The sequence below is a fragment of the Stappia sp. 28M-7 genome (assembly GCF_014252955.1).
Classification (GTDB): Bacteria; Pseudomonadota; Alphaproteobacteria; order Rhizobiales; family Stappiaceae; genus Stappia.
This window is the reverse complement of record NZ_JACMIA010000001.1, coordinates 2,053,409-2,075,090: the sequence shown is the minus strand read 5'-3', so window position 1 is coordinate 2,075,090 and position 21,682 is coordinate 2,053,409. Positions and strand designations below refer to the sequence as shown.

The window sequence follows — 21,682 nt, the reverse complement described above, 5'->3', positions numbered from 1 at the left end:
GGCCCGCTTTGCCAAAAGCGGGCCGGATTGGCGGCGGAAGGTTCCTCCCTAAACGACTAGGGCGCGCCCTCATTTCGAAGGCGCGCCCCTTTTCGTTCCGGCAAAACGATACAGCGGGAGCGTCAGCTCCAGTAGGTCAGCGGCTGGTCGTCGCCGCGATGCCCGACGAAGCAGGACATGGTCACCCGACGCCCGCCGACGCCCGGCGTCACCCCGTGGATCAGCTGCGAGTTGAACAGCACCAGGTCGCCGTTTTCCGGCCGGATCAGCAGCCGCGGCTCGCCCAGCACCTCGCGGTCGAGCCCGTCGCGGGTCTCCTGCTCCTTGTCCTGCTCCGGCGTCGGCTCGCTCAGCCACAGCTCCAGCTCGCCGCCCTCCGGCGGCATGTCGAGATAGACGTTGACCGCCAGCTGGCCGGTCAGGTCCGACGCGCCGTTCGACAGCATCCGCGCCAGCCGGTCGTTGTGCGGCAGCATCTTGGCGCCCGGGTCGATCACCCTGCAGGTGCCAACGAAGCTCTTGCGCTCGTCGATGGTCTGGATGGTCGCGCCCGCCGGCCAGACCTCCTCCAGCAGCAGGCGGAAATGGTCGAGCGGCGTCAGGTTGGGATAGATCATGTCGCGGATGCCCCAGATCGAGCGCATCGCCTCGCTGTGGTAGCGGTTGGCGTTGTCCGCGTCCTTGCCGACATCGACATAGCCCATGCCGAGGCGCTTCAGCGCGTTCTGCACCTTGTAGGCTTCCAGTTCGGAATGGCCGGCGATGCAGTCGGCAAATCGCGCCGACAGCTCCTTCGGATAGAATCCCGGCACATGGATCGCATCGATGTTCTTCGCAATGAGCTTGCGGAGGCTGTCCTCGTTGAGCTCCTTCGAAATCTCGATAGCCTTCAACATCGTATTTCCCTTCCCGGATAGGCAGAAATGACGAGCCGTTTTCTTCCGAAATCACTCGAAAGACGGCGCGCCTTCAGTATTCCAGAGAGGGTTTCTTGCAACAAAGTCCGTTTTCATATCTGCGCAAGCAGCGCAAGACAGAGGAAAACGGCCTCAGCCCGGGCCGAGGAAATAGGTCCCGATATGCCCCACGGCCCGCCGCAGCAGGCCCGGCGAGCCGTCCGCCCCACCGGTCAGCGGATTGGGCAGCGTGCCGGCATATTCGAACCCCTTGTCCGGGTCGTTGGGATCGAGAAGCTGCCGGTTGTCGCGCAGCTGCAACCGGTTGATGCAGTTGCGCGGGAACTCCGGCACGAAGACGTCGTGGCGGGCGAACTTCTCGGCATATTGCGGCTGCGCCGCCTGGTACTCGCGCACGCACTCGCCGACCAGCGCCCAGAACCGCGCCTCGGGCAGCACCTGCCGCTCGTCGAGGATCGCCGCCAGATGGCGGAAGTAGCAGTCGAAGACATCGGTGAAGATGCCGTCGAGCCGCACCGCATCGTCCAGCACCACGCAGTTGCGCCGCACCACCGGCGGCAGCGTCGCGCCGCTGTTGAGGATGCGCATCTCCTCCGCCAGGTCCTTCATGACGATGCGCGTCGGCGCGTCGTTCTCCAGGATCAGGATGACGTTCTCGCCATGCGGCATGAAGATGATGTCGTAGGCGTAGTAGCAGTGCAGCACCGGCGCCAGATACGCCTTGAGATAGCGGCGGATCCACTCCTCCGCCCCCAGCCGCGAGCGCTCGATCAGGCTGGCGGTCAGCGCATCCCCTTGCGGGTCGAGATGCAAGAGCGCTGCCATCGTCATCAGCCGTTCGCCGGGCCGGATCAGGTTGACCGGGCTTTCCCGCCACAGGGCGGCGAGCACGTGCTTGTAGGGAGAATCCGCCGCCAGCCCTTCCTCGTAATAGGGGTTGCGATAGCTGATCGTCGCCTGTTCGCAGATCAGGCAGAAGCCGTTGTCCTGCAGATAGCGGTCGCGCGCCAGCAGGTTGCGCAGCCACTCGTTGATCTCCGGCGTCGTCTGCATGTCCTCCGGCGACAGGCCGCGCTGCAGCATGAAGCCCATGTTGAGGATCGACAGCGCCATCTTCACGTAGCGCTTCGACGGCGCCGAGGCGTTGAAGAACGTGCGGATCGACTGCTGCGGCTGGTAGAGGTCCCGCGACAGGCCGAGATAGACGATGTTGCGGCGGGCGATCTCCGGGGCAAAGCTCATCGAGATGCGGTTGAACCACTGCCAGGGATGCACCGGCATGAAGTGATAGCGGTCGGGATCGAGCCCCTCGCCGGTCAGCTGCGCCCGGTAGTCGGCGACCGTGTCCTCGCCCAGTTCCTCCGCCATCAGGCGGTCGTGGTCGATGCCGGACATGGCGGTGAAGCGCGAATGCTCGCGGGAGACCGCGATCCAGACGATGGAGAGCGGGCCCGCCGCCTCGGGCGCATAGAGCGGATAGTCGGCGGTGTCGAAGCCGAGCCGGCCGTTATTGGCGACGAAGGACGGATGGCCCTCGGTCATGCCCGTCTCGATGGCCTGGAAGTCGGCGCCGGCAAGATCGGAGGCCCGGTGCGGCTTGGTCGCCGCCTTGTAGGCGCTGCCGTAGAGAATGCTGCTGATCTCGTCGAGATAGACCGGCATCATCGCATCGCGAATGCCGAGTTCCGCCTTGAACTCGATGATGAATTTCAGCGCGTCGAGCGGCGCCGGCTCGCCCTTGATCCGCTTCTTGATCGAGTGGGCATCCACCTGCCAGTGGTCGAGGCGCATGCGCCTTGCGCGGAACGTGTACTCGATGCCGAGCGCCGGCTGCTCCAGCACGTAGCGTCCGGCCTCGCCGGCGCCCGCCGGCTCCACCTCGCGGGGCGCGAGCAGCAGCTCGTGAGCGAATTCCGAGATCGCCTTGCGCACCAGCAGCCGATTGGCCCACAGCCAGCGGTCGCTTTCCAGATGCGCAGCGGCTCGCTCGTGCGGCGGCATGGTCTGCAGGGCGGCGGTCATCGCGTCCATCGTCGTCGTGCCCCGTCAGCCGCCGGCCGAGACGGCGGCGGTCAGGCCGTCCACGGGCGAGGAGAAGCGCTGGAAGGCAAGGCTGCGCTCCACCGGATAGTATTCCTTGCCCAGCACCTCGCGGATGATGATCGAGTTGCGGTAGCAGGACTGGCCGAGATCCGGCGGCAGGTAGCTGTCGGCGTGAATCTCCGCGTTCTGGACGAAGATCTCGCTGCCCTTGGTGTCGATGCTGCAGTTGCGCGCAACGGCAAAGCGCCCCTCCCCGCACCAGTTGATGCGATCGGAGATGGGCCGCAGATAGTCCGGCATGCGGAACCGGTAGCCGGTGCCCATGATCAGCACGTCGGTCTCCAGCTCGAAGGACTTCTCCTCCTCCACCTGGCGGAAGGTGACGCGGAAGCTGTCGCTCGCCACATCGTGGCTGCAGGCCTCCACCTCCGTGTTGGAGATCAGCATCATGTCGACATCGCCGCCGAGCTGCTTGCGGTAGCGCAGGTCGTAGATATCGTTGATCAGCGACGGGTTGACGCCCTTGAAGATCGACTGCATCGCCCGCACCAGGTCCTCGCGCTTGGACCGCGACAGCGAAAAGAAGTAGTCGGCATAGTCCGGCGTCGTCATCTGCAGGGTGAACTTGGTCAGCTCCCGCGGCACCAGGCGCGAGGAGCGCGTCACCCAGTTCAGCCGGTAGCCGTAGCGGTCTATGTCGCTCAGCAGGTCGTGATAGACCTCCGCCGCGCTCTGGCCCGAGCCGACCACGGTGATCGACTTCCTCTGCCGCACCGCCTCGCGGTTGCGCAGATAGTCGGCGCTGTGCAGCAGCTTGTCGCGCACCGCCTCGCAGGGTGCGGGCACCGCCGGCGACATGCCGGAGCCCAGCACGATGCGGCGGGCGAGCAGCACCTTGCGCTGGCCCATCCTGGTGTTGAGGCTGGTGACCCGGTAGACGCCGGCCTCCTCGTCGTATTCGACCGTCTCCACCTCGCGGTTGAACACCACGTTGTCGAGACGGCTGGCGGCCCAGCGGTAGTATTTGTTGAATTCGTTGCGCAGCAGGAAGAAGTTTTCCGTGTCCAGCAGGAACGCATAGAAGGCGTAGATCCGGCCGGTCTGCTTCAGGTAGTTCAGGAAGCTGAACTCGCTGGTCGGATCGGCCAGCGTCACCAGATCGCACAGGAAGGGCGTCTGCAGCGTCGCCGTTTCCAGCAAGGTTCCCTCATGCCAGTTGAACTGGTCCTTGCGTTCCAGGAACAGGCAGTCGAGATCGCGGATCGGCTGGGTCAGGCAGGCGAGCCCGAGGTTGAACGGACCGATACCGATGCCGATGATGTCGAAGACATGACCTTCGGCGCTTTGCGCGGATTGCGACGTCATTGAAACTCCTTCCAGCGACGCCAACCGGGACGCGGACGGCATCCGCGGCGGACAGGAAAACCTTAGCGATCCGGCCAAAGCAGTTGAAATATATTATATTCGGCACATTCGGTGGCTTGGCGACTGATTGCCGCCAAGCCCCGCTCCGCCGTGGTGGAGACGATCTCCGGCGCGCCGGATGGCGTGATTTGCGAGAACCGGAGCGCAGCGTACGTTCGGGTACGTGAGCACCGGAAGCGCAGAAAATCGCGTCAGGCGGCCGCTGGAGGGCGTCTCTCAGTAGGACGACGGCCGCTTGCCGGAAAAGTCATGGGCCTCGGTGCCCTCGATGGGCGGGCTGAAGATGCTGAGGCAGATCGAGGGGTCACGCACCACCATGCGGTGGGCATCGTTCCGGTTCATGATGAAGGCGGTCGCCCGCGCGCCGTTGGTGTCGATGGGGTGGCTGCCGCTCTCCCAGACATATTCGCCGCTGCCCGAGACGTAGTAGCAGCTTTCGAAATGGTGCCGGTACTGCAGTGGCGAGTCCGTGTTGGCATTGCCGAGCGTCTGGCACAGGGCAAAGCCGAAGCCGTCCGCCTTGACCAGGAGCCGCCGGCTCTGGCCATTGCCCCAGAAGACATCGCGCTCGGTGCCGATGAACTCGTCGACATGGCGGATCAGCGCGTCGGCGCGGATCGCCTCCTGCGGCCCCTCGCCGCCGAAGACGGTACAGATGCGCATTTCGCTCTCGGCGATGAAGCTCACTTCGGTGCTCGCCCGCGCGGCGATCAGCGTTCCGGGCGAGGCACGCTCGCTGCGCCCGTCGACGATCACCATGCCCGTGCCGGACAGGCAGAAATGCGCCTGCGCGGGAAACTCGCCGGCGGCATCGCGCGTCACCGTGTCGGCAGCGCCGGCGGCCAGCGTCGTGTCGTAGAGCGCGTGCCCCACCTGGTCGGTGCGGGCCACCACTTCGCGGGACACGGCGTAGCGGAAAACCGGCGCATCGCCGGCTGCCTTGAAGGTACGGACGATCACGTTTGAGCCCTCCTCGAACATGCCGGGCGGCCCGTTTGCCGGGCTGCTGCCGGACGTGTTCGAAAAGATTATCCCGCTCACCTCCAAAGGTATAAATCTTGTTTTGTCTCAGTTTCGCCACAAGTCGATATCGAACACGCACCGACCTTAAGTATATTGCGCAATAATTCGAAAAATATATTCAACCCCGCAGATCGAGCTATGGGAACGGGCCGCCGCTCTCCGGTTCCGGGTCTCGCGATGCTCGCCCGGAATGACGGCCTGAGAAAGAAGCACGACCTCGCATCCCCTTCGCGCGTCACCCCGGACGAGCATCGCGAGATCCGGGGCCTATTGGCTTCCAGAGCGGCTGCGGGAACACACCGACCTCCGGCAGGCCCACACCTACCGCAGGGCGAAGACGAGGATGCCAGCGGCCAGAGCGGCGTTGAGGACCCAGAAGAGAGCGAGCCGCCGCACGCGCGTGGTGTGCGGCGGCAGCTTCGGCGGGAGGCGCCTTTCAGTCATGCTGGAACCTTTCCGAGATGATCTGTCGCGGCGCCACGCCGAGATCGAGCAGCGCCTCCTCGACGCCCTCCATCATCGGGGCGGGACCGCACAGGACATAGAGCCAATCGCGATGGCGCGCCTCAGTGAACAGCCGTGTGACCAGCGCCGCGTAGACCATCCCGCGCTCGCCTTCCCAGCCCTGCGGCGGTTCGGACAGAACCTGCACCACCTCCGTCCGGTGCTGGCGACGCATGCGGGCGAGGTCCTCCGTGCAGGCGATCTGGCCCGCATGGCGGTTGCCGTAGACCAGCACCGTCGGGCGCGGATCGCCGTCGATCTCCAGTTGCCGCAGCAGGCTCAGCATCGGCGCGATGCCGACGCCGCCGGCGATGAAGGCGATGCCGCTGCCCTGCCGCCCCTCCAGCACCAGATTGCCGTGCGGCCCGTCGACATAGGCGCGCGTGCCGAGCGGAATGCCGCTCAGCGTCGCGGTGAAGTCGCCGAGCTCCTTGATGACGAAGCGCAGGTCCTTGCCCTCGCCCGGCGCCGAGGCGATGGAGAACGGGTTCTCGCGCAGCGAGAAGACCGGCGCGCCGATGCGGATCCAGGCGAACTGCCCGGCGCGGTACGAGATCCCCTCGTGCCCCCTGGGGCTCAGCACCACCTCCCATGTGCGCTCGGCCAGCTGCCGCAGGCCCGTCACCTCCCAGCGGCGGCGGCGCGCCAGCAGCGGTTTCACCAGATAGACATGCGCCAGCGACAGCACCGCCGCCGCCGTCAGCACGGCCCACAGGCCGGCCAGCTGCGGATCCGCGCTGTAGCGGCCGGCGTGGCGGGCATGGATCAGCACCAGCACGGCGATGGCCAGCGCGCCGAGCCCGTGGGCGAGCCGCCAGGTCTCGTAGCGCCAGCCGATGCGGTCGCGGGCAATCGACAGGATCACGAAACCCGGCAGCAGTGCGAAGGCCAGAACGCCGGTCGCAAGCCCTTCGGCGGCGAAGGTCAGCGTCAGCTGGCGGGTCGGGTCGAAAGGGAGCGGCCGGGCGAAGGGCAGCGTGTAGAGGAACGGATGCGCCAGGGCGAGCACCAGCGCGGTGCGGGCGAGCAACTGGTGGAAGCGCATGGTGACGTCGAGGCCGACGCGGCCCGAGATCGAGCGGAAGCGGCCCGACAGCACGAATTCCATCAGCAGGATCGCGAAGGCCACCATCGCCATGCCGCTGGCGATCTCGTCCATCACCGGGCGCGGCGGCCGGCCGCTGGCGGCGGCCAGGGCGAGCGGCGCCAGCGCGATGAGGAGATAGAACAGGATCAGCGCGGCGGCAGGCATTGCGGTTCCCCCGTGAGACGATGCGCGATGATAAGCCCCGCGGACCGTCCGGCAATGCGCGAAAACCTCTAGGGCACATGGCCCGCAAATCATCGTGCCGGCGCCAAGACCTCGACACATTGCCGGGCGAACACTCATCCTGACCCTGCTTTTCGGCAGATTCGTTCAGGAGATTTCAGGCATGACGCTTTTCCGCTCCCTTGCCATGGCGGCCGTTGCGGCGGCTGTCGTCCTCGCAGCGCCGGCAGCGCTCGCCATGGAAATGCGCACCGAACGCATCGACATTCCGCGCGGAGCCGCCGGCACCGAGATCGCCGGCATGATCAAGGGCGAGGAATTCGTCGAGTACCTGCTTCCGGTGACGACCGGGCAGCAGGTCAGCCTCTCGCTGTCCTCCTCCAACCGCTACGTGCACATGGGCGTCGCCGAGCCGGGCAGCCGGCGCGAGGTGTTCGACGGCTCGCATCAGGGCGCGAAATACAGCGGCCGGGCGAGCGAGGCCGGCGACTACCGCATCCGCGTGCGCCTGTCGATCGACGGCGTCGCGCGCAACGAGACGGCCCGCTACGTGCTGACCGTCGCCTCCGTGCGCGCCGGCCAAACCCGCCCGCAGCGCCCCGATCCGCAGCCCGGCACCGGCGGCGGCCGCCCGCCCGGTGGAAACCAGGGCGGGGGCAATGCCGGCACCCCGGAGTTCTGGCAGGTGACCGGCGTCAGCGCCGGCGATTTCCTCAACCTGCGCTCGGGTCCCAACACCAGCAACCCGGTGGTTGCCCGCCTTGCCAATGGCGAGGTGCTGCGCAATCTCGGCTGCCACATGGTCACCGGCCAGAGCTGGTGCCGGGTGGAGCGGCCGAACGGGCGCGACAACGGCTGGGTTTCGGCCACCTATCTGCGCGAGGGCAGCAACCGTCCAGGTCGTCCGGACCGCCCCGACCGGCCGGGCACCGGGCGTCCCGACCGTCCTGATCGTCCCGGCATCGGCCGCCCCGGCCGGCCCGAGCGCCCCCGCATGGACATGGACGACGGCGGCCCGGACTTCTGGCGGGTCACCGGCATCAGCGGGCGCGACTATCTCAACGTGCGTACCGGCCCGGGCACCGGCTTCCCGATCACCGCGCGCCTGTCGGACGGCGAGCTGCTGCGCAATCTCGGCTGCGGCCGGCTGGTCGGTGAGCGCCAGCGCTGGTGCCAGGTCGAGCGTCGCAACGGCGATGCCAAGGGCTGGGTTGCCGGCGATTTCCTGCGCGAAGGCCATCTCGGACAGGGGGACGGTCGCCCCGATCGTCCGGGCCGCCCCAATCGTCCCGGCCGTCCGGGCGATGACCGTCCCGGCGACTGGCGCCCGGACCGTCCCGACCGGCCCTCGCGTCCCGATCCCCTCCCCGGTCCCGGCCCCTTCCCGGGTCCAGATCCGCGCGCCAGCTATTTCGAGGTGACGGGTCTCAGCTCCAGCGGGCTGCTCAATGTGCGCAGCGGTCCGGGCACCGGCTATTCCGTGATCGGCCGGGTGGCCAATGGCGATGTGCTGATCGACAGGGGCTGCCGCGCAGTCGGCACCCAGACCTGGTGCCGCATCCAGCTGCTCGGCGGCGAGGAAAGCGGCTGGGTCTCGGCCAACTACCTGCGCCAGACGCGCTATCGGCCGGGCCGGGGCGGCTGGCGGTAATCCGCCAGCCGGACATTGCCCTGCAACGAAACTCGGCGCCCGGGCTCAGGCCCGGGCGTCGCTCGTTTCGGCGAGGCGCGCCAGCGCGCCGAACAGATCCGTCAGGCTGTCGATGACGATATCGGCGCCAAGGTCTTCCGCCGCAACGCCGCCATAGCCGCCGCGCACCACGATCACCTTCATTCCTGCGGCCCGCGCGCTGTCGACATCCGCGCCGCTGTCGCCCACCATCACCGCCGTTGCCGGCGTCGCACCCAGCTCTGCTGCCGCATGGAGCAGCATTTCCGGCGCCGGCTTGCGGGTGGCGCAGGTGTCGCCGCCGACCACCACCGGCACCAGGTCGTCCATGCCGAAATGGCTCAGGATCGTGCGGGAAAAGCCCTCGGGCTTGTTGGTGACGACGGCAAGGCCGAGGCCGGCGCGCGCGCCTTCCTCCAGCGCCTCCATGGCACCGGGCAGCACCGTCGTGCGCCCCGTCAGGTTGTCGCCGTAAAAGCCCATCATCCGCGCCACCAGCGGCGCCTGCGCTTCGGCATCCAGCACGCGGCCGCGCGCGGCGAGCGCCCGTTCCACCAGCTTGGGGATGCCATGGCCGATCATCCGGCGCACCTCGTCGACCTCTAGCGGCGCATGCCCCTCGCTTTCCAGCAGCTGGTTGGCCGCCGCCGCGATGTCGGGAACGCTGTCGACCAGCGTGCCGTCGAGATCGAAAAGCAGGGCCTTCAGCCCCGATGCATCGTGAATGCCCAAGGCACTCCTCCCTTGCCGGTTTTTTCAAGGTGCCGAGACAAGCACGAAGCGGCGGCAGGGTCGAGGGCATCGCCGCCCCCTCAACAGGAAAGACGGCAAAGGAAAAGCGGCGCGGCGAAGGGAGGAGATCCGCCGCGCCGCCTTGCAAGGGCGGATGTCGTACGGTCAGTGCCCCGTGTCGCCAGCCTCGATATAGCGGGTCAGCACGGGGCGCACGCCATCCACCCACAGCGCGCGGAGGACGCGCGCGAAGGCATCGGCAAAGGGCTGCCTGCGGCCGAGATCGCCGAAGACAGGCGTGAAATCGAGGAAGGCCTGCGGCGTCTCGCGCGCCGCCAGCGCCCGCCGGGTCAGCTCGGCGGCGCGCTCGTCGGCGATCTCGATGGCGCTGCCGTCCTCCGCCGTGCCGGCGCAATAGCGGCACCACAGCGCCACTTCCAGCGCCAGGCCCGCAAGGTCCGCATTCGCCTCCAGCCGCGCCTGCACGGTCGGCAGGATGAATTTCGGCTGCCGGTTCGACCCGTCGAGGCACAGGCGCGGGATCGTGTCGCCCACTTCCGGGTTGGAAAAGCGCGAGGCGATCAGGTCGAAATAGGCGGCGAAGTCGACGCCGGCGATCGGCGGCACCGTCGGGATGATCTCCGCATGGGCAAGCTTGCGCAGGAAGCCGGCGATCAGCGGGTCGGCCATCGCGTCATGGACGAAGTGGTAGCCGAGCAGCGCGGACGGATAGGCAATCGCCGCATGGCCGCCGTTAAGGATCCGCAGCTTCATCAGCTCGTAAGGGGCAACGTCCTCCACGAACTGGACGCCCACCTCCTCCAGCTGCGGACGGCCGGCGGGAAAGCGGTCCTCCATCACCCATTGGCGGAACGGCTCGCAGGCCACCGGCGCTGCATCCTCGATGCCGAAGCGCTCGCGCAGCAAGGCCTTCTCGCGCTCCGAGGTCGCCGGAGTGATGCAGTCGACCATGCTGCTGGGGAAGGCGACGTTTTCCCCCACCCACTCGGCGAAGTCCGGGTCGCTCATGCGGGCAAGGCCCAGCACGGTGTTGCGGGCGACATGGCCGTTTTCCGGCAGGTTGTCGCAGGACATCACGGTGAAGGGCGCGGTACCGGCGGCGCGGCGGCGACGCAGCGCCTTCAGCAGGATGCCGAAGACCGAGGCCGGCGCGTCAGGGGTTGCCGCATCGCCCGCCATGTCGGGATGGCCCGCATCGAACCCGCCGGTAGTCGCGTCCACATAGTAGCCGCCCTCGGTGATCGTCATCGAGACGATGCGGATCTCGGGTCGCTCGAGCACGGCGACGATGGCCTCCGGATCGATCTCGGCGAAATCGATCATCGCACCGGTGACGCGGGCGGTCAGCCCGCCGGGATCCAGCTCCACCACGGTGGAGAGCCAGTCCTGGCCCTTCAGCCGGTCGCGCATCGCCGCGTCGTAGGGCTTCACGCCGGCGCCGATCACCGCGAAGTCGCGGTCGAGCCCGCGGTTGAACAGCCGGTCGAGATAGACGATCTGGTGCGCGCGGTGGAAGTTGCCGACGCCCAGATGCACGATGCCGGAGCTCAGGTCTTCGCGGGCATAGGCCGGCACGCTGGCACCGGTGATTTCGGAAAGGGTCGAAAGTGACAGGCTGGTGGTCACTGGGGTCGCTGTGGTCACGGGGGCCTCTGGATCATGCTCTCTTGGGCCGGCGCGCGGGAGGGCGCGCGGCGAAGTTCTTTCGCGGATAGTTCGTCGTCTCGGCAGGTCCGGCTCAGCTCATCCAGTTGCCGCCGTCGACGTTGTAGGTCTGGGCCACGACGTAGTCGCTCTCCGGTCCGGCGAGGAAGATCGCCATGCCGGCCAGGTCCTCCGCCGTTCCCATCCGCCCGAAGGGCACGGCCGCCCCGACGAGGCGCTTCTTCTCGCCCGGCGCCCTGCCCTCGTATTTCGCGAAAAGCGCGTCCACCCCGTCCCAGTGCTCGCCGTCGACGACACCGGGGGCGATGGCGTTGACATTGATGCCGTGGCGGATGAGGTCGAGCCCCGCCGACTGGGTCAGGCTGATCACCGCCGCCTTGGTGGCGCAGTAGACCGCGACCAGCGGTTCGCCGCGCCGGCCGGCCTGGCTCGCCATGTTGATGATCTTGCCGCCGCGCCCGCGCGCGATCATCGCCCGCGCCACCGCCTGCATGGTGAACAGGCACCCGGCCACATTCACCGAGAACAGCCGGTCGAAGCTCTCGCGGGTGATCTCGACGATGGGCGCCATGTCGAACAGCGCGGCATTGTTGACCAGGATGTCGATGCCGCCGAGCTCCGCGTCCGCCCGGCTCACCGCGCGCTCAATGGAGGCCTGGTCGGTGACGTCGAGCTGCACGGCGATGGCACCGTTGCCGATGGCCTCGGCCGCCTGCTGCGCGCCGTCCAGATTGATGTCGGCGATGGCGACCCTTGCGCCCTCGCGGGCATAGCTTTCCGCAAAGGCGCGGCCGATGCCGCGCGCCGCCCCGGTGATCAGGGCACTGCGTCCTTCCAGCCGTCTCATCGCAGGGCCAGCCCCTTGTCGTCGAAACGGTGCAGGTGCTCCAGGTTCGGCGTCAGCGAGACGGTATCGCCGTGGCGGTAGCCCGCCTCGCCCGGCACGCGCACCGTCAGCGGGTCTTGCCCGTCCACATGCACATGCAGGAACGTGTCGGAGCCCAGATGCTCGGCAACGCCGACGCGGCCGCGCCAGCTGCCGCCCTCCTGCGCGATCGCCAGATGCTCGGGCCGGATGCCGATGGTGTGGGCGCCGTGCTTCGCCGCCTCCTCGCCGGTGATGAAGTTCATCTTCGGCGATCCGATGAAGCCGGCGACGAAGAGGTTTGCCGGGCTGCGGTAGAGCTCCAGCGGCGAGCCGACCTGCTCGATATGCCCGGCCCGCAGCACCACGATCTTGTCGGCCATGGTCATGGCCTCGACCTGGTCGTGGGTCACGTAGATCATCGTCGTCTTCAGCGACTGGTGCAGCTCGGAGATTTCCAGCCGCATGTTGACGCGCAAGGCCGCATCGAGGTTGGACAGCGGCTCGTCGAACAGGAAGGCCTCCGGCTCGCGCACGATGGCGCGGCCGATGGCGACGCGCTGGCGCTGGCCGCCGGAGAGCTGCGCCGGCCGCCGGTCGAGATAGTCGGTGAGGTTCAGCGTCTTCGCCGCCGCCAGCACCCGCCGCTCCTGCTCGGCCGCATCCATCTTGGCCATCTTCAGCGGGAAGGCGATGTTCTTGCGCACGCTCATATGCGGATAGAGCGCGTAGGACTGGAACACCATTGCGAGGCCGCGGCGCGCCGGCGGCAGGTCGGTGGCGGGCGTGCCGTCGATCTCGATCTCGCCGGAGGTGACGTCCTCGAGCCCAGCGATCAGCCGCAGAAGGGTCGACTTGCCGCAACCGGACGGGCCGACGAAGACGACGAACTCGCCATCCTCGATCTGCAGGTCCAGCGGCGGGATCACCTCCACGTCGCCGAAGGTCTTGGTCACCTTGGAAAGGGTAATCCTGCCCATCGTTCGGGTCCTTACTTGACTGCGCCGAAGGTGAGGCCGCGCACCAGCTGCTTCTGGCTGAACCAGCCGAGAATCAGGATCGGGGCGATGGCGAGCGTCGAGGCGGCGGAAAGCTTGGCGTAGAACAGCCCTTCCGGGCTCGAATAGCTGGCGATGAAGGCGGTCAGCGGCGCCGCCTTGGCCGCCGTCAGGTTCAGCGTCCAAAAGGCCTCGTTCCACGCCAGGATGATGTTGAGCAGCAGCGTCGAGGCGATGCCCGGCACCGCCATCGGCGTCAGCACGTGCACCACCTCGTCCCAGAGCGAGGCCCCGTCCATGCGCGCGGCCTCCAGGATCTCGCCGGGGATCTCCTTGAAGTAGGTGAACAGCATCCAGACGATGATCGGCAGGTTGATCAGGGTCAGCACCACGATCAGGCCGATACGCGTGTCGAGCAGGCCGAAGTCGCGGAACATCAGGTAGATCGGCACCAGCACGCCGACCGGCGGCAACATCTTGGTGGAGAGCATCCACATCAATATGTCCTTGGTGCGCTTGGCCGGAACAAAGGCCATCGACCAGGCCGCCGGAATGGCGATCAGCAGGCCGAGCAGCGTCGAGCCGAGCGAGATGATCACCGAGTTCATGAAATGCAGGAAGTAGTCGGAGCGCGAGTTGACCTCGACATAGTTCTCCAGCGTCCACTCGAAGGCGAGGAACGAGGGGGGCGAGGCAATCGCCTCGGCCTCCGTCTTGAAGCTGGTCAGGATCGTCCAGAGGATCGGGAAGAAGATCGCCAGCCCCACGGCCCAGGCAGCTAGCGTGACGACGATCTTGCGGGTTCCGGTGGCTCGACGCGCCATGGTCAGGCCTCCAGGTTCTTGCCGATCATCCGCATCAGGAAGATCGCAACGATGTTGGCGAGGATCACGGCAACGATGCCGCCGGCGGAGCCGCCGCCCACGTCGAACTGCAGCAGCGACTGGGCGTAGACGAGATAGGTGATGTTGGTCGAGGCGTAGCCCGGCCCGCCATTGGTGGTCACCAGGATCTCGGCGAAGACCGACAGCAGGAAGATGGTCTGGATCAGGATCACCACGGTGATCGCCCGCGACATGTGCGGCAGCACGATGAAGCGGAAGCGGTCGAACGCGCTCGCCCCGTCCATCTCCGCCGCCTCGAGCTGCTCCTTGTCGAGCGACTGCAGCGCAGTCAGCAGGATCAGGGTCGCGAAGGGCAGCCACTGCCAGGCGACGATCACGATGATCGACATCAGCGGGGCATGGGCGAGAAAGTCGAAGGGCGGCAGTCCGAGCGCCTTGGCCATGTGGGCGAACAACCCGTTGACCGGGTTCATGAACATGTTCTTCCACACCAGCGCCGAGACGGTCGGCATGACGAAGAAGGGCGCGATCACCAGCACCCGGACGATCCCCTGCCCCCACATCGGCTGGTCGAGCAGCAGGGCAAGGCCGACGCCGCCGACGATGGTGATCGCCAGCACCCCGCCGACCAGCAGCAAGGTGTTCGTCAGCGCCTCCACGAAGGCGGGATCGGTCAGGAAGAACTCGTAGTTGCCGAAGCCGATGAACTCCTCCATCCCCGGCATCAGGAGATTGTAGCTGAGGAAGGAGAAGTAGACCGTCATCGAGAGCGGGACGATCATCCAGCCGAGCAGCAGGATCACGGCCGGCGAGATCATCACGCGCGCGGCGGCACGCGAATGGGCGGTTGCCATCGGTTCAGCCCCGGGTCGGTTGGTCCTTGGGAAGGGCGGACCGGCCCGCATGAAGCGCGGACCGGCCCTCGTCCTTGGCGCGGCTTACTTGATGTAGCCGGCGCGGCGCATGGTGCGCTCGGTCGTCTGCTGGGCATTCTGCAGCGCCTGCTCGGCCGAGACCGTACCGGCAAGGGCGGCGGAGAACTGCTGGCCGACGGCCGTGCCGATGCCCTGGAACTCGGGGATCGCCACGAACTGCACGCCGACATACGGCACCTCGTCGACCGTCGGCTTCTGCGGGTCGGCGGCGTTGATGCTCTCCAGCGTCATCTTGGCGAAGGGCGCGGCCTCCAGGTACTTCTCGTTCTCGTAGAGCGAGGTACGCGTGCCCGGGGGCACGTTGGCCCAGCCTTCCTTCGAGGCGACCAGCTCCAGGTATTCCTTGGAGGTCGCCCAGGCGATGAACTTCTTGGCCGCCTCGGTCTTCTGCGAGCCGGCCGGGATCGCCAGGTTCCAGGCCCACAGCCAGTTGCCGCGCTTGCCCAGGCCCTTGTCGGGAGCCAGCGCGAAGCCGACATGCTCGGCGACCTGGCTGTCGTTCGGGTTGGTCACGAAGGACGCCGCGACGGTGGCGTCGATCCACATGCCGCACTTGCCGGTCTGGAACAGCGCCAGGTTCTCGTTGAAGCCGTTGCTGGACGCGCCCGGAGGCCCGTAATTGTTCATCAGGTCGAGATAGTCGGTCAGCGTCGCCTTCCAGGCCTCGCTGTCGAACTGCGGCTTCCAGTCCATGTCGAACCAGCGCGCGCCGTAGGAGTTGGCCATGGCGCTGAGGAAGGCCATGTTCTCGCCCCAGCCGGCCTTGCCGCGCAGGCAGATGCCATAGACCTCGCCCGCCTTGTCGGTCATCGCCGCGGCGGCTTCCTTGATGAAGTCCCAGGTCGGGGCGTCCGGCATGGTCAGGCCGGCCTTCTCCATCAGGTCCTTGCGGTACATCACCATGGAGCTCTCGCCGTAGAACGGCGCGGCGTAGAGCTTGCCGTCGACGGTCAGGCCGCCGCGGATCGCCGGCAGCAGGTCGTCGACATCGTACTCGGCGCCGAGGTCGTCGAGCGCGACCAGCCAGCCCTGCTTCGCCCAGATCGGCGCCTCGTAGGTGCCGATGGTCATCACGTCGTACTGGCCGCCCTTGGTGGCGATGTCGGTGGTCACGCGCTGGCGCAGCACGTTCTCTTCCAGCGTCACCCACTCCAGCTCGATGTCGGGGTTCTTGGCAGCGAAATCGTCCGTCAGCTTCTGCATCCGGATCATGTCGCCGTTGTTGACGGTGGCGATGGTCAGCTTCTCGGCCAGCGCCGGGGACACGGCAAGCGAGATGGCCGTCGCGCCCAGAAGGGCGCGGATGAATGTGGTCATGAAGTCCTCCCAGATGCCGAATGGGCATTTGCTATGATTGCGGGCAAATACTCACAAAACAGGCAGGAGCCGTCAAGCTGGCGCGGCATGCCGCCCGCCAACATTCGTCGCTGCACCGCAAAAAACATCAATGCGCCAATGGCTTGAGAAAGGCTCTCGTAGCGGCAAGACGCAAGAGGGAAGGCCTTCGCGCGATGCAACCGCTGGCGCGCGCGTGGTCAGGCCGATGCCGAAGGGATCGGTGGAGAGTGCGGGACGTGGGGGTACGGGCCAGCGGAAACACCCGCCCGGCAGCGGCGTCTCAGCGCGCCAGCAGGCGGTCGGCGGTCAGCTCGTTGGTGATCAAGCCGTTCAGCAATTCCCCGCGCAGCGCGCCGAGGATCGCGTCCACCTTGCCCTCGCCGGCGGCGATGCCGATCACCGGCTTGTCGCGCGCCTTGCCGAGCGGGGCACTGGCGACGAGATCGTTGGTCAGGCCCTCGATCAGCTCGCCATTGCGGTCGTAGACCCAGCTGGTGATCTCGCCGATGGCGCCGGCCGCGGTCAGCGCCGACATCTCGTCGCGGCTGATGAAACCGTCGACGAAGAGCGGCGCGGTCTCGCCCATATTGCCGACGCCGACGAAGGTCACGTCCGCGTCCTTGGCCAGCGCCAGGATGTTGTGCACCGGCTCCTGATTGTGCAGCAGCGTCCGCTCGCGCTTGGAGCGGGCGAAGACCGGCAGCGGCATAGGATAGTGGCGGGCGTTCACCCGGTCGGCCATGCGGATGATGACGTTGTAGGCCGAGGCCGATCCGTCGGACATCATGTTGCCGAGCAGCGAAACGATCTTGTGCTGCGGGCAGTCCATGGTCGGCAGCTGGTCGACCGAGGCACGCAGCGCGCGCCCTGTGCCGAAGGCGATGATCTTCGGTTCGTTCGACTTCAGGTGCCGCTCCATCTCGCCGGCCGCCGCCTGGGCGATGCCGACGATGGAGGACGGGGTCGCCGGGTCGCTCGGCACCACCTCGCAGGAGCGCAGGCCGAAGCGGTCCGCCAGATTGCGGCCCAGCTCCATGCAGCGGGCGATCGGGTGGTCGAGCCGCACCTTGATCAGCCGTTCGGTCACGGCCAGCGACACCAGGCGCTGCGCCGACTGGCGCGACACGCCCAGCTTGCGCGCGATCTCGTCCTGGGTGTTGCCGGCGACATAGTAGAGCCAGCCGGCCCGGGCCGCCTCGTCGAGGCGGCTCACATCCGCATCGCCCTTGCCCGCCATCGCCTCAGCTCCCCTGCCCGGCCGTGCGGCCGCCCATATCCCGCGCCAGCTGCGGCGCCATGTCGAAAAACGCGGCCCACCGGTCGAAGACCGGCAGCGGCGGTTCGCCGGGCGCCGCGTCTTCCGCATCCAGGTGGCTGCCGCCAATGAAGTGCCACACGGCCATCTGTGCCGCGCGCGCCGCCTCCAGCCCCGGCAGGCTGTCCTCGATGACGAGGCAGCGCTCGGGCGCGATGCCGCACTCGGCCGCCGCATGCAGGAAGAGATCCGGTGCCGGCTTGCCGCGCGCCACCTGCGAGGCGGTGAACACGGCCTCGCCGAAATAGCTGTCGAGCCCGGCCAGCTGCAGCGAGCGGCGCACGCGCGGAGGGCTGCTGCTGGTGGCGACGCAGGCCCTCACCGCCAGCCGGTCCAGCACGTCGAACACGCCGGCGACCGGCTTCAGCTCCGCCTCGAAGGCGACAAGCAGCCGCTCCCGGTAGTCGCTCTCGAAGGTCTCGGGCAAGGCGATGCGGAAGTCGTCGCGGATGCTCTGGGCAACGCGCGGAAAGCTGCGGCCGAGGAAATGCGCCTTGAAATAGGCATGGTCGACCGCAACGCCCGCCTCCTTGAGCGCGGCCAGCAGCACCCGCTCGCTGATCGGCTCGCTGTCGACCAGCACGCCGTCGCAGTCGAAGATCACCAGCGCGATATCGCGCCCGGCGAGCGGATCCCCGCTGCGAGGGGAAGCGAGCCTGTCGCGAAGATCGGAAGAAGAAGTGTCGAGCGTCTGCACGCGGCGCGGCATCCTGTTTCGCGGCCGCACCCGCGCGGCCCCTACCTGTTCTTCCTGACGATGGCAGGCCTGCCAAGTCAAGTGCGGCGGCCCGGCGGGCATGACCAGCGAATCCAAATTACCAGATCAAGCCATTGATATACATATCGATTTGCGATTATGCCGCAAATATGCCACATTGCATCCCGTCGACCGGGGATGCGCTGCATGCCCGGTTCTGCCTTTCGGGGGCATGGTCGAGGTTCGGACGGGTCCGGATCTTCCGCCCCCCTTCTCGTTCGCCCGGGCCCTCCGGGCGGTCGTAACGAAGCCCGCACGCCGGCTGCCGTCCGCTTCCTCCCGCGGACCATGGCACGCCGGGGCATCTTGCTTGTGCGGGTGCGAGACTGGCCATCGCGCGATGTCGCCGGGAAACCGGATGACGCCGCTTCTGGCACCTCCTGGTGCGGTCACTCGCAAATAAAATCCGACCGGGCCGACAGGCCCGCAATAAAGCAGACACGTCCGGCAAGCGGTTCCACCGCGGGCCAGCATTGTCGTAACAACAGGGATACAAGATGAGCGACCAGACAAGCGCCACCGGCATTCCCGAGCCGGAAGGTGCGTCCGACATCATCGAGACCGACTTCGAGATCGGTCAGCACAACCTGGAGGGGCAGCTCGGTCCCTTCGGTTTCGACATCCACAACCCGGTCTTCCTTATTTCCAGCCTGTCGATCGTCGCCTTCGTGGTCTACGCGCTGGTGGCGCCCGAGCAGGCGGCCTCGTTCTTCGGCTGGCTGCGGCCTGCCCTGACCAGCACCTTCGACTGGTTCTTCATGAGCGCGGCCAATGTCTTCGTGGTGTTCTGCCTGTTCCTGATCGTCAGCCCGTGGGGCAGCGTCCGCCTCGGCGGCAAGGAGGCGAGCCCGGACTACAGCTATGCCGGCTGGTTCGCGATGCTGTTCGCTGCCGGCATGGGCATCGGCCTTATGTTCTTCGGCGTGCTCGAGCCGGTCTATCACATGGCCATCTCGTCGCCCCTCGGCGTGCCCTCGCCGTTTGCGGCCGACGGCTCGATCATCCCGGAGAACGTCGAGGCGGCCAAGGAGATGGGCCTTGCGGCGACCATCTACCACTGGGGCCTGCACCCCTGGGCGATCTACGCCGTGGTGGCGCTGGCGCTGGCGCTGTTCAGCTTCAACAAGGGCCTGCCGCTGTCGATCCGCTCGGCGTTCTATCCGATCTTCGGCGAGCGCGTGTGGGGCTGGACCGGCCATGTCATCGACACGCTGGCCGTGTTCGCGACGCTGTTCGGCCTTGCCACTTCGCTCGGCCTCGGCGCCCAGCAGGCCAATGCCGGCCTTGAGCACATCTACGGCATTCCGAACACGATCACCGTGCAGGTGATCCTGATCATCGGCATCACCTCCATCGCGCTGGTCTCGGTGCTTCGGGGGCTCGACGGCGGCGTCAAGGTGCTGTCGGAGATCAACATGGTGATCGCCGCCGTGCTGCTGCTGTTCGTGCTGTTCGCCGGCCCGACGGTCGCGATCCTCGGCGATTTCGTCACCGGTCTTGGCGCCTATGGTGCCGACCTGGTGGGCCTGTCGAACCCGATCGGGCGCACCGACGATGACTATCGCCAGGGCTGGACGGCCTTCTACTGGGCGTGGTGGATCTCGTGGTCGCCGTTCGTCGGCATGTTCATCGCCCGGGTCAGCCGCGGTCGCACGGTGCGCGAGTTCATCACCTGCGTGCTGCTGATCCCCTCGCTGGTCTGCGTGCTGTGGATGGCCGTGTTCGGCGGCGTTGCCATCGACCAGGTTCTCTCGGACCCGGCGACCAGCGCGGTCAAGGCCAACGTGATCGACAGCTACAGCCCGGAACTGTCGCTCTTCGCCATGCTCGAGGGCCTGCCGCTCTCGGCCATCACCTCGACCATCGCCATCGTGCTGGTCATCGTGTTCTTCGTCACCTCGTCCGACTCGGGCTCGCTGGTGATCGACACGATCACCGCCGGCGGCAAGGTCGACGCGCCGGTGCCCCAGCGCGTGTTCTGGTGCACCTTCGAGGGACTGGTGGCCATCGTGCTGCTGATCGGCGGCGGGCTCGGCTCGCTTCAGGCGATGGTCATCTCGACCGGTCTTCCCTTCACGATCGTCCTGCTCCTGATGTGCGTGGCGATCTTCAAGGGTCTGCAGACCGAGGAGCGCTGACGCACTCGCGCCTCGCTTCTCGGGGCATAGGGTTTCGGCCCTAAGGGGGAAAGGGCGCGGCCTTGACGGGCCGCGCCCCTTTTTTGCCTGTCGGTCGCCGCTGCGTCCTGCATGTCCGACGCCCCGCCGCCGGCGCTCCTCCCTTCTGCCGTCACCCCGCATCCCCTCTGCCGTCACCCCGGACGAGCATCGCGAGATCCGGGGCCCATTCGTTCCCAGAGCGGCGGCGAAACACGCCTGCGCCCACCCCACACTGAGCCTGTCATCCCGGTTTCGGCGAAGCCGAAGACCGGGATCCAGTAACCCCAGGCCGCACGGTTCGAGCCGTGACGTCGCCGCGAGCGCCCTTCGTCGAGGGCATCCGCTTTCGCAAACCCACACGCCCCAGCGGATACTGGATGCCTGCCTTCGCAGGCATGACAGCCATCAGGATGGCGGCGCCTCCCACCTCACGCCTGCCGAGGGCGCCAATGGGTCCCGGGTCGCGGCTGCGCCTTGCCCGGGATGACAGCCGAGTAGGAGGCGCCGCCTCGCATCACCTCAGCCGCCGCCCTTTACCGTCCCTCCTACGCCTTCTCCCCACCCTCCGCCGTCACCCCGCATCCCCTCTGCCGTCACCCCGGACGAGCATTGCGAGATCCGGGGCCCATTCGTTCCCAGAGCGGCTGCGAGGACACCGAAACCTCTCCTTCGTCATCCCGGACGGCGCGTCAGCGACGAGCCGGGATCGGAGAGCCGAGGGCCTATGGGGAGCGCTCCGGAATCATGCCACGACCGCCGCGGCTCCCCGGTCCCGGATCTTCGGCCTTCGGCCTCGTCCGGGAAGACACCAGGGAGAAGCCTCACGCCTGCCCAGAGCGCCAATGGGGCACGGCCTCTGCCTCATTTCCCGGCACGAAACGCCGTGTTTCGAACAGGATCGGACGAAAATTGATCTTGTCACACCAACTCCCCGCCCTCTAGCATTGCAAGGTGATGGTACCCGTGAGGCAAAGCCGAACGCGGGTGAAAAGGGAACACGGCGAGGCGTACCCAACAGGGACCGAATCCGTGGCTGCCCCCGCAACTGTGAGCGGCGAGCGCTGTCCCAATGCCACTGGCCCTTCGGCCGGGAAGGCGGACAGGCGCAATGAACCGCGAGCCAGGAGACCTGCCATCAGCCGCGGCGCAAGCATTTCTTGCGCCTTTCCCATAGCTCCGCGCACGGTGGGTGCGCCAAGGA

The 21,682-nt window shown here is 67.2% G+C and carries 17 protein-coding genes and 1 riboswitch; of the genes, 2 read left to right on the top strand and 15 right to left on the bottom strand.

Annotated features, from left to right (window positions below; translation table 11 throughout):
* Positions 1 to 122 precede the first annotated feature (122 nt).
* The 6 genes from H7H34_RS09005 to H7H34_RS08985 form a co-directional block, all read right to left on the bottom strand.
* Entirely contained in the window at positions 123 to 896 is a 774-nt protein-coding gene (locus H7H34_RS09005; RefSeq protein ID WP_083202610.1) for a 2OG-Fe(II) oxygenase, read from the bottom strand.
* A gap of 153 nt (positions 897 to 1,049) precedes the next feature.
* Positions 1,050 to 2,939, bottom strand: coding sequence for an IucA/IucC family protein (locus H7H34_RS09000; RefSeq protein WP_245165015.1), 1,890 nt, complete (start codon positions 2,937 to 2,939; stop codon positions 1,050 to 1,052).
* A 24-nt stretch (positions 2,940 to 2,963) separates the two neighbouring features.
* Complete coding sequence (locus tag H7H34_RS08995; RefSeq protein WP_185924989.1) at positions 2,964 to 4,325, bottom strand: lysine N(6)-hydroxylase/L-ornithine N(5)-oxygenase family protein; 1,362 nt, start codon at positions 4,323 to 4,325, stop codon at positions 2,964 to 2,966.
* Positions 4,326 to 4,601: 276 nt separating this feature from the next.
* On the bottom strand, positions 4,602 to 5,345 hold the full coding sequence (locus H7H34_RS08990; protein ID WP_185924988.1) for an ectoine synthase: 744 nt from the start codon (positions 5,343 to 5,345) through the stop codon (positions 4,602 to 4,604).
* A 384-nt stretch (positions 5,346 to 5,729) separates the two neighbouring features.
* A complete protein-coding gene (locus H7H34_RS23610; RefSeq protein ID WP_256431531.1) occupies positions 5,730 to 5,852 on the bottom strand; it encodes a hypothetical protein in 123 nt (40 codons plus the stop codon).
* On the bottom strand, positions 5,845 to 7,164 hold the full coding sequence (locus H7H34_RS08985) for a ferredoxin reductase family protein (protein WP_185924987.1): 1,320 nt from the start codon (positions 7,162 to 7,164) through the stop codon (positions 5,845 to 5,847). The genes H7H34_RS23610 and H7H34_RS08985 overlap by 8 nt, the downstream gene beginning before the upstream one ends.
* A gap of 181 nt (positions 7,165 to 7,345) precedes the next feature.
* Here H7H34_RS08985 and H7H34_RS08980 point away from each other — a divergent pair, with 181 nt between their 5' ends.
* On the top strand, positions 7,346 to 8,833 hold the full coding sequence (locus tag H7H34_RS08980) for an SH3 domain-containing protein (protein ID WP_185924986.1): 1,488 nt from the start codon (positions 7,346 to 7,348) through the stop codon (positions 8,831 to 8,833).
* A gap of 45 nt (positions 8,834 to 8,878) precedes the next feature.
* Here the strand turns inward: H7H34_RS08980 and gph are convergent, their stop codons facing one another.
* The 9 genes from gph to H7H34_RS08935 form a co-directional block, all read right to left on the bottom strand.
* Positions 8,879 to 9,583: a phosphoglycolate phosphatase gene (gene gph, locus H7H34_RS08975; protein WP_185924985.1), complete on the bottom strand. Its 705-nt coding sequence runs from the start codon at positions 9,581 to 9,583 to the stop codon at positions 8,879 to 8,881.
* A gap of 165 nt (positions 9,584 to 9,748) precedes the next feature.
* The gene (locus H7H34_RS08970) at positions 9,749 to 11,230 is read right to left on the bottom strand and encodes a mannitol dehydrogenase family protein (protein ID WP_185926483.1); all 1,482 of its coding nucleotides are present in this window, start codon (positions 11,228 to 11,230) and stop codon (positions 9,749 to 9,751) included.
* A 112-nt stretch (positions 11,231 to 11,342) separates the two neighbouring features.
* A complete protein-coding gene (locus H7H34_RS08965; RefSeq protein WP_120268189.1) occupies positions 11,343 to 12,116 on the bottom strand; it encodes an L-iditol 2-dehydrogenase in 774 nt (257 codons plus the stop codon).
* Positions 12,113 to 13,114, bottom strand: coding sequence for an ABC transporter ATP-binding protein (locus H7H34_RS08960; RefSeq protein WP_120268190.1), 1,002 nt, complete (start codon positions 13,112 to 13,114; stop codon positions 12,113 to 12,115). Before H7H34_RS08960 ends, H7H34_RS08965 begins: the two co-directional genes overlap by 4 nt.
* Positions 13,115 to 13,125: 11 nt before the next feature.
* Positions 13,126 to 13,956: a carbohydrate ABC transporter permease gene (locus tag H7H34_RS08955; RefSeq protein ID WP_185924984.1), complete on the bottom strand. Its 831-nt coding sequence runs from the start codon at positions 13,954 to 13,956 to the stop codon at positions 13,126 to 13,128.
* A 2-nt stretch (positions 13,957 to 13,958) separates the two neighbouring features.
* A complete protein-coding gene (locus H7H34_RS08950) occupies positions 13,959 to 14,831 on the bottom strand; it encodes a carbohydrate ABC transporter permease (protein WP_120268192.1) in 873 nt (290 codons plus the stop codon).
* Between the two features lie 84 nt (positions 14,832 to 14,915).
* Positions 14,916 to 16,229, bottom strand: a complete 1,314-nt coding sequence (locus H7H34_RS08945) for an ABC transporter substrate-binding protein (RefSeq protein ID WP_185924983.1) — start codon at positions 16,227 to 16,229, stop codon at positions 14,916 to 14,918.
* 301 nt (positions 16,230 to 16,530) lie between these two features.
* Positions 16,531 to 17,487, bottom strand: a complete 957-nt coding sequence (locus H7H34_RS08940; RefSeq protein WP_185924982.1) for a sugar-binding transcriptional regulator — start codon at positions 17,485 to 17,487, stop codon at positions 16,531 to 16,533.
* 4 nt (positions 17,488 to 17,491) lie between these two features.
* Positions 17,492 to 18,262 (bottom strand): HAD family hydrolase, encoded by a 771-nt coding sequence (locus tag H7H34_RS08935; RefSeq protein WP_209006186.1) that lies wholly within the window; start codon positions 18,260 to 18,262, stop codon positions 17,492 to 17,494.
* Between the two features lie 557 nt (positions 18,263 to 18,819).
* Here H7H34_RS08935 and H7H34_RS08930 point away from each other — a divergent pair.
* Complete coding sequence (locus H7H34_RS08930; protein ID WP_185924980.1) at positions 18,820 to 20,460, top strand: BCCT family transporter; 1,641 nt, start codon at positions 18,820 to 18,822, stop codon at positions 20,458 to 20,460.
* Between the two features lie 960 nt (positions 20,461 to 21,420).
* Positions 21,421 to 21,632, top strand: a riboswitch (cobalamin riboswitch).
* The last annotated feature ends 50 nt before the right edge of the window (positions 21,633 to 21,682 follow it).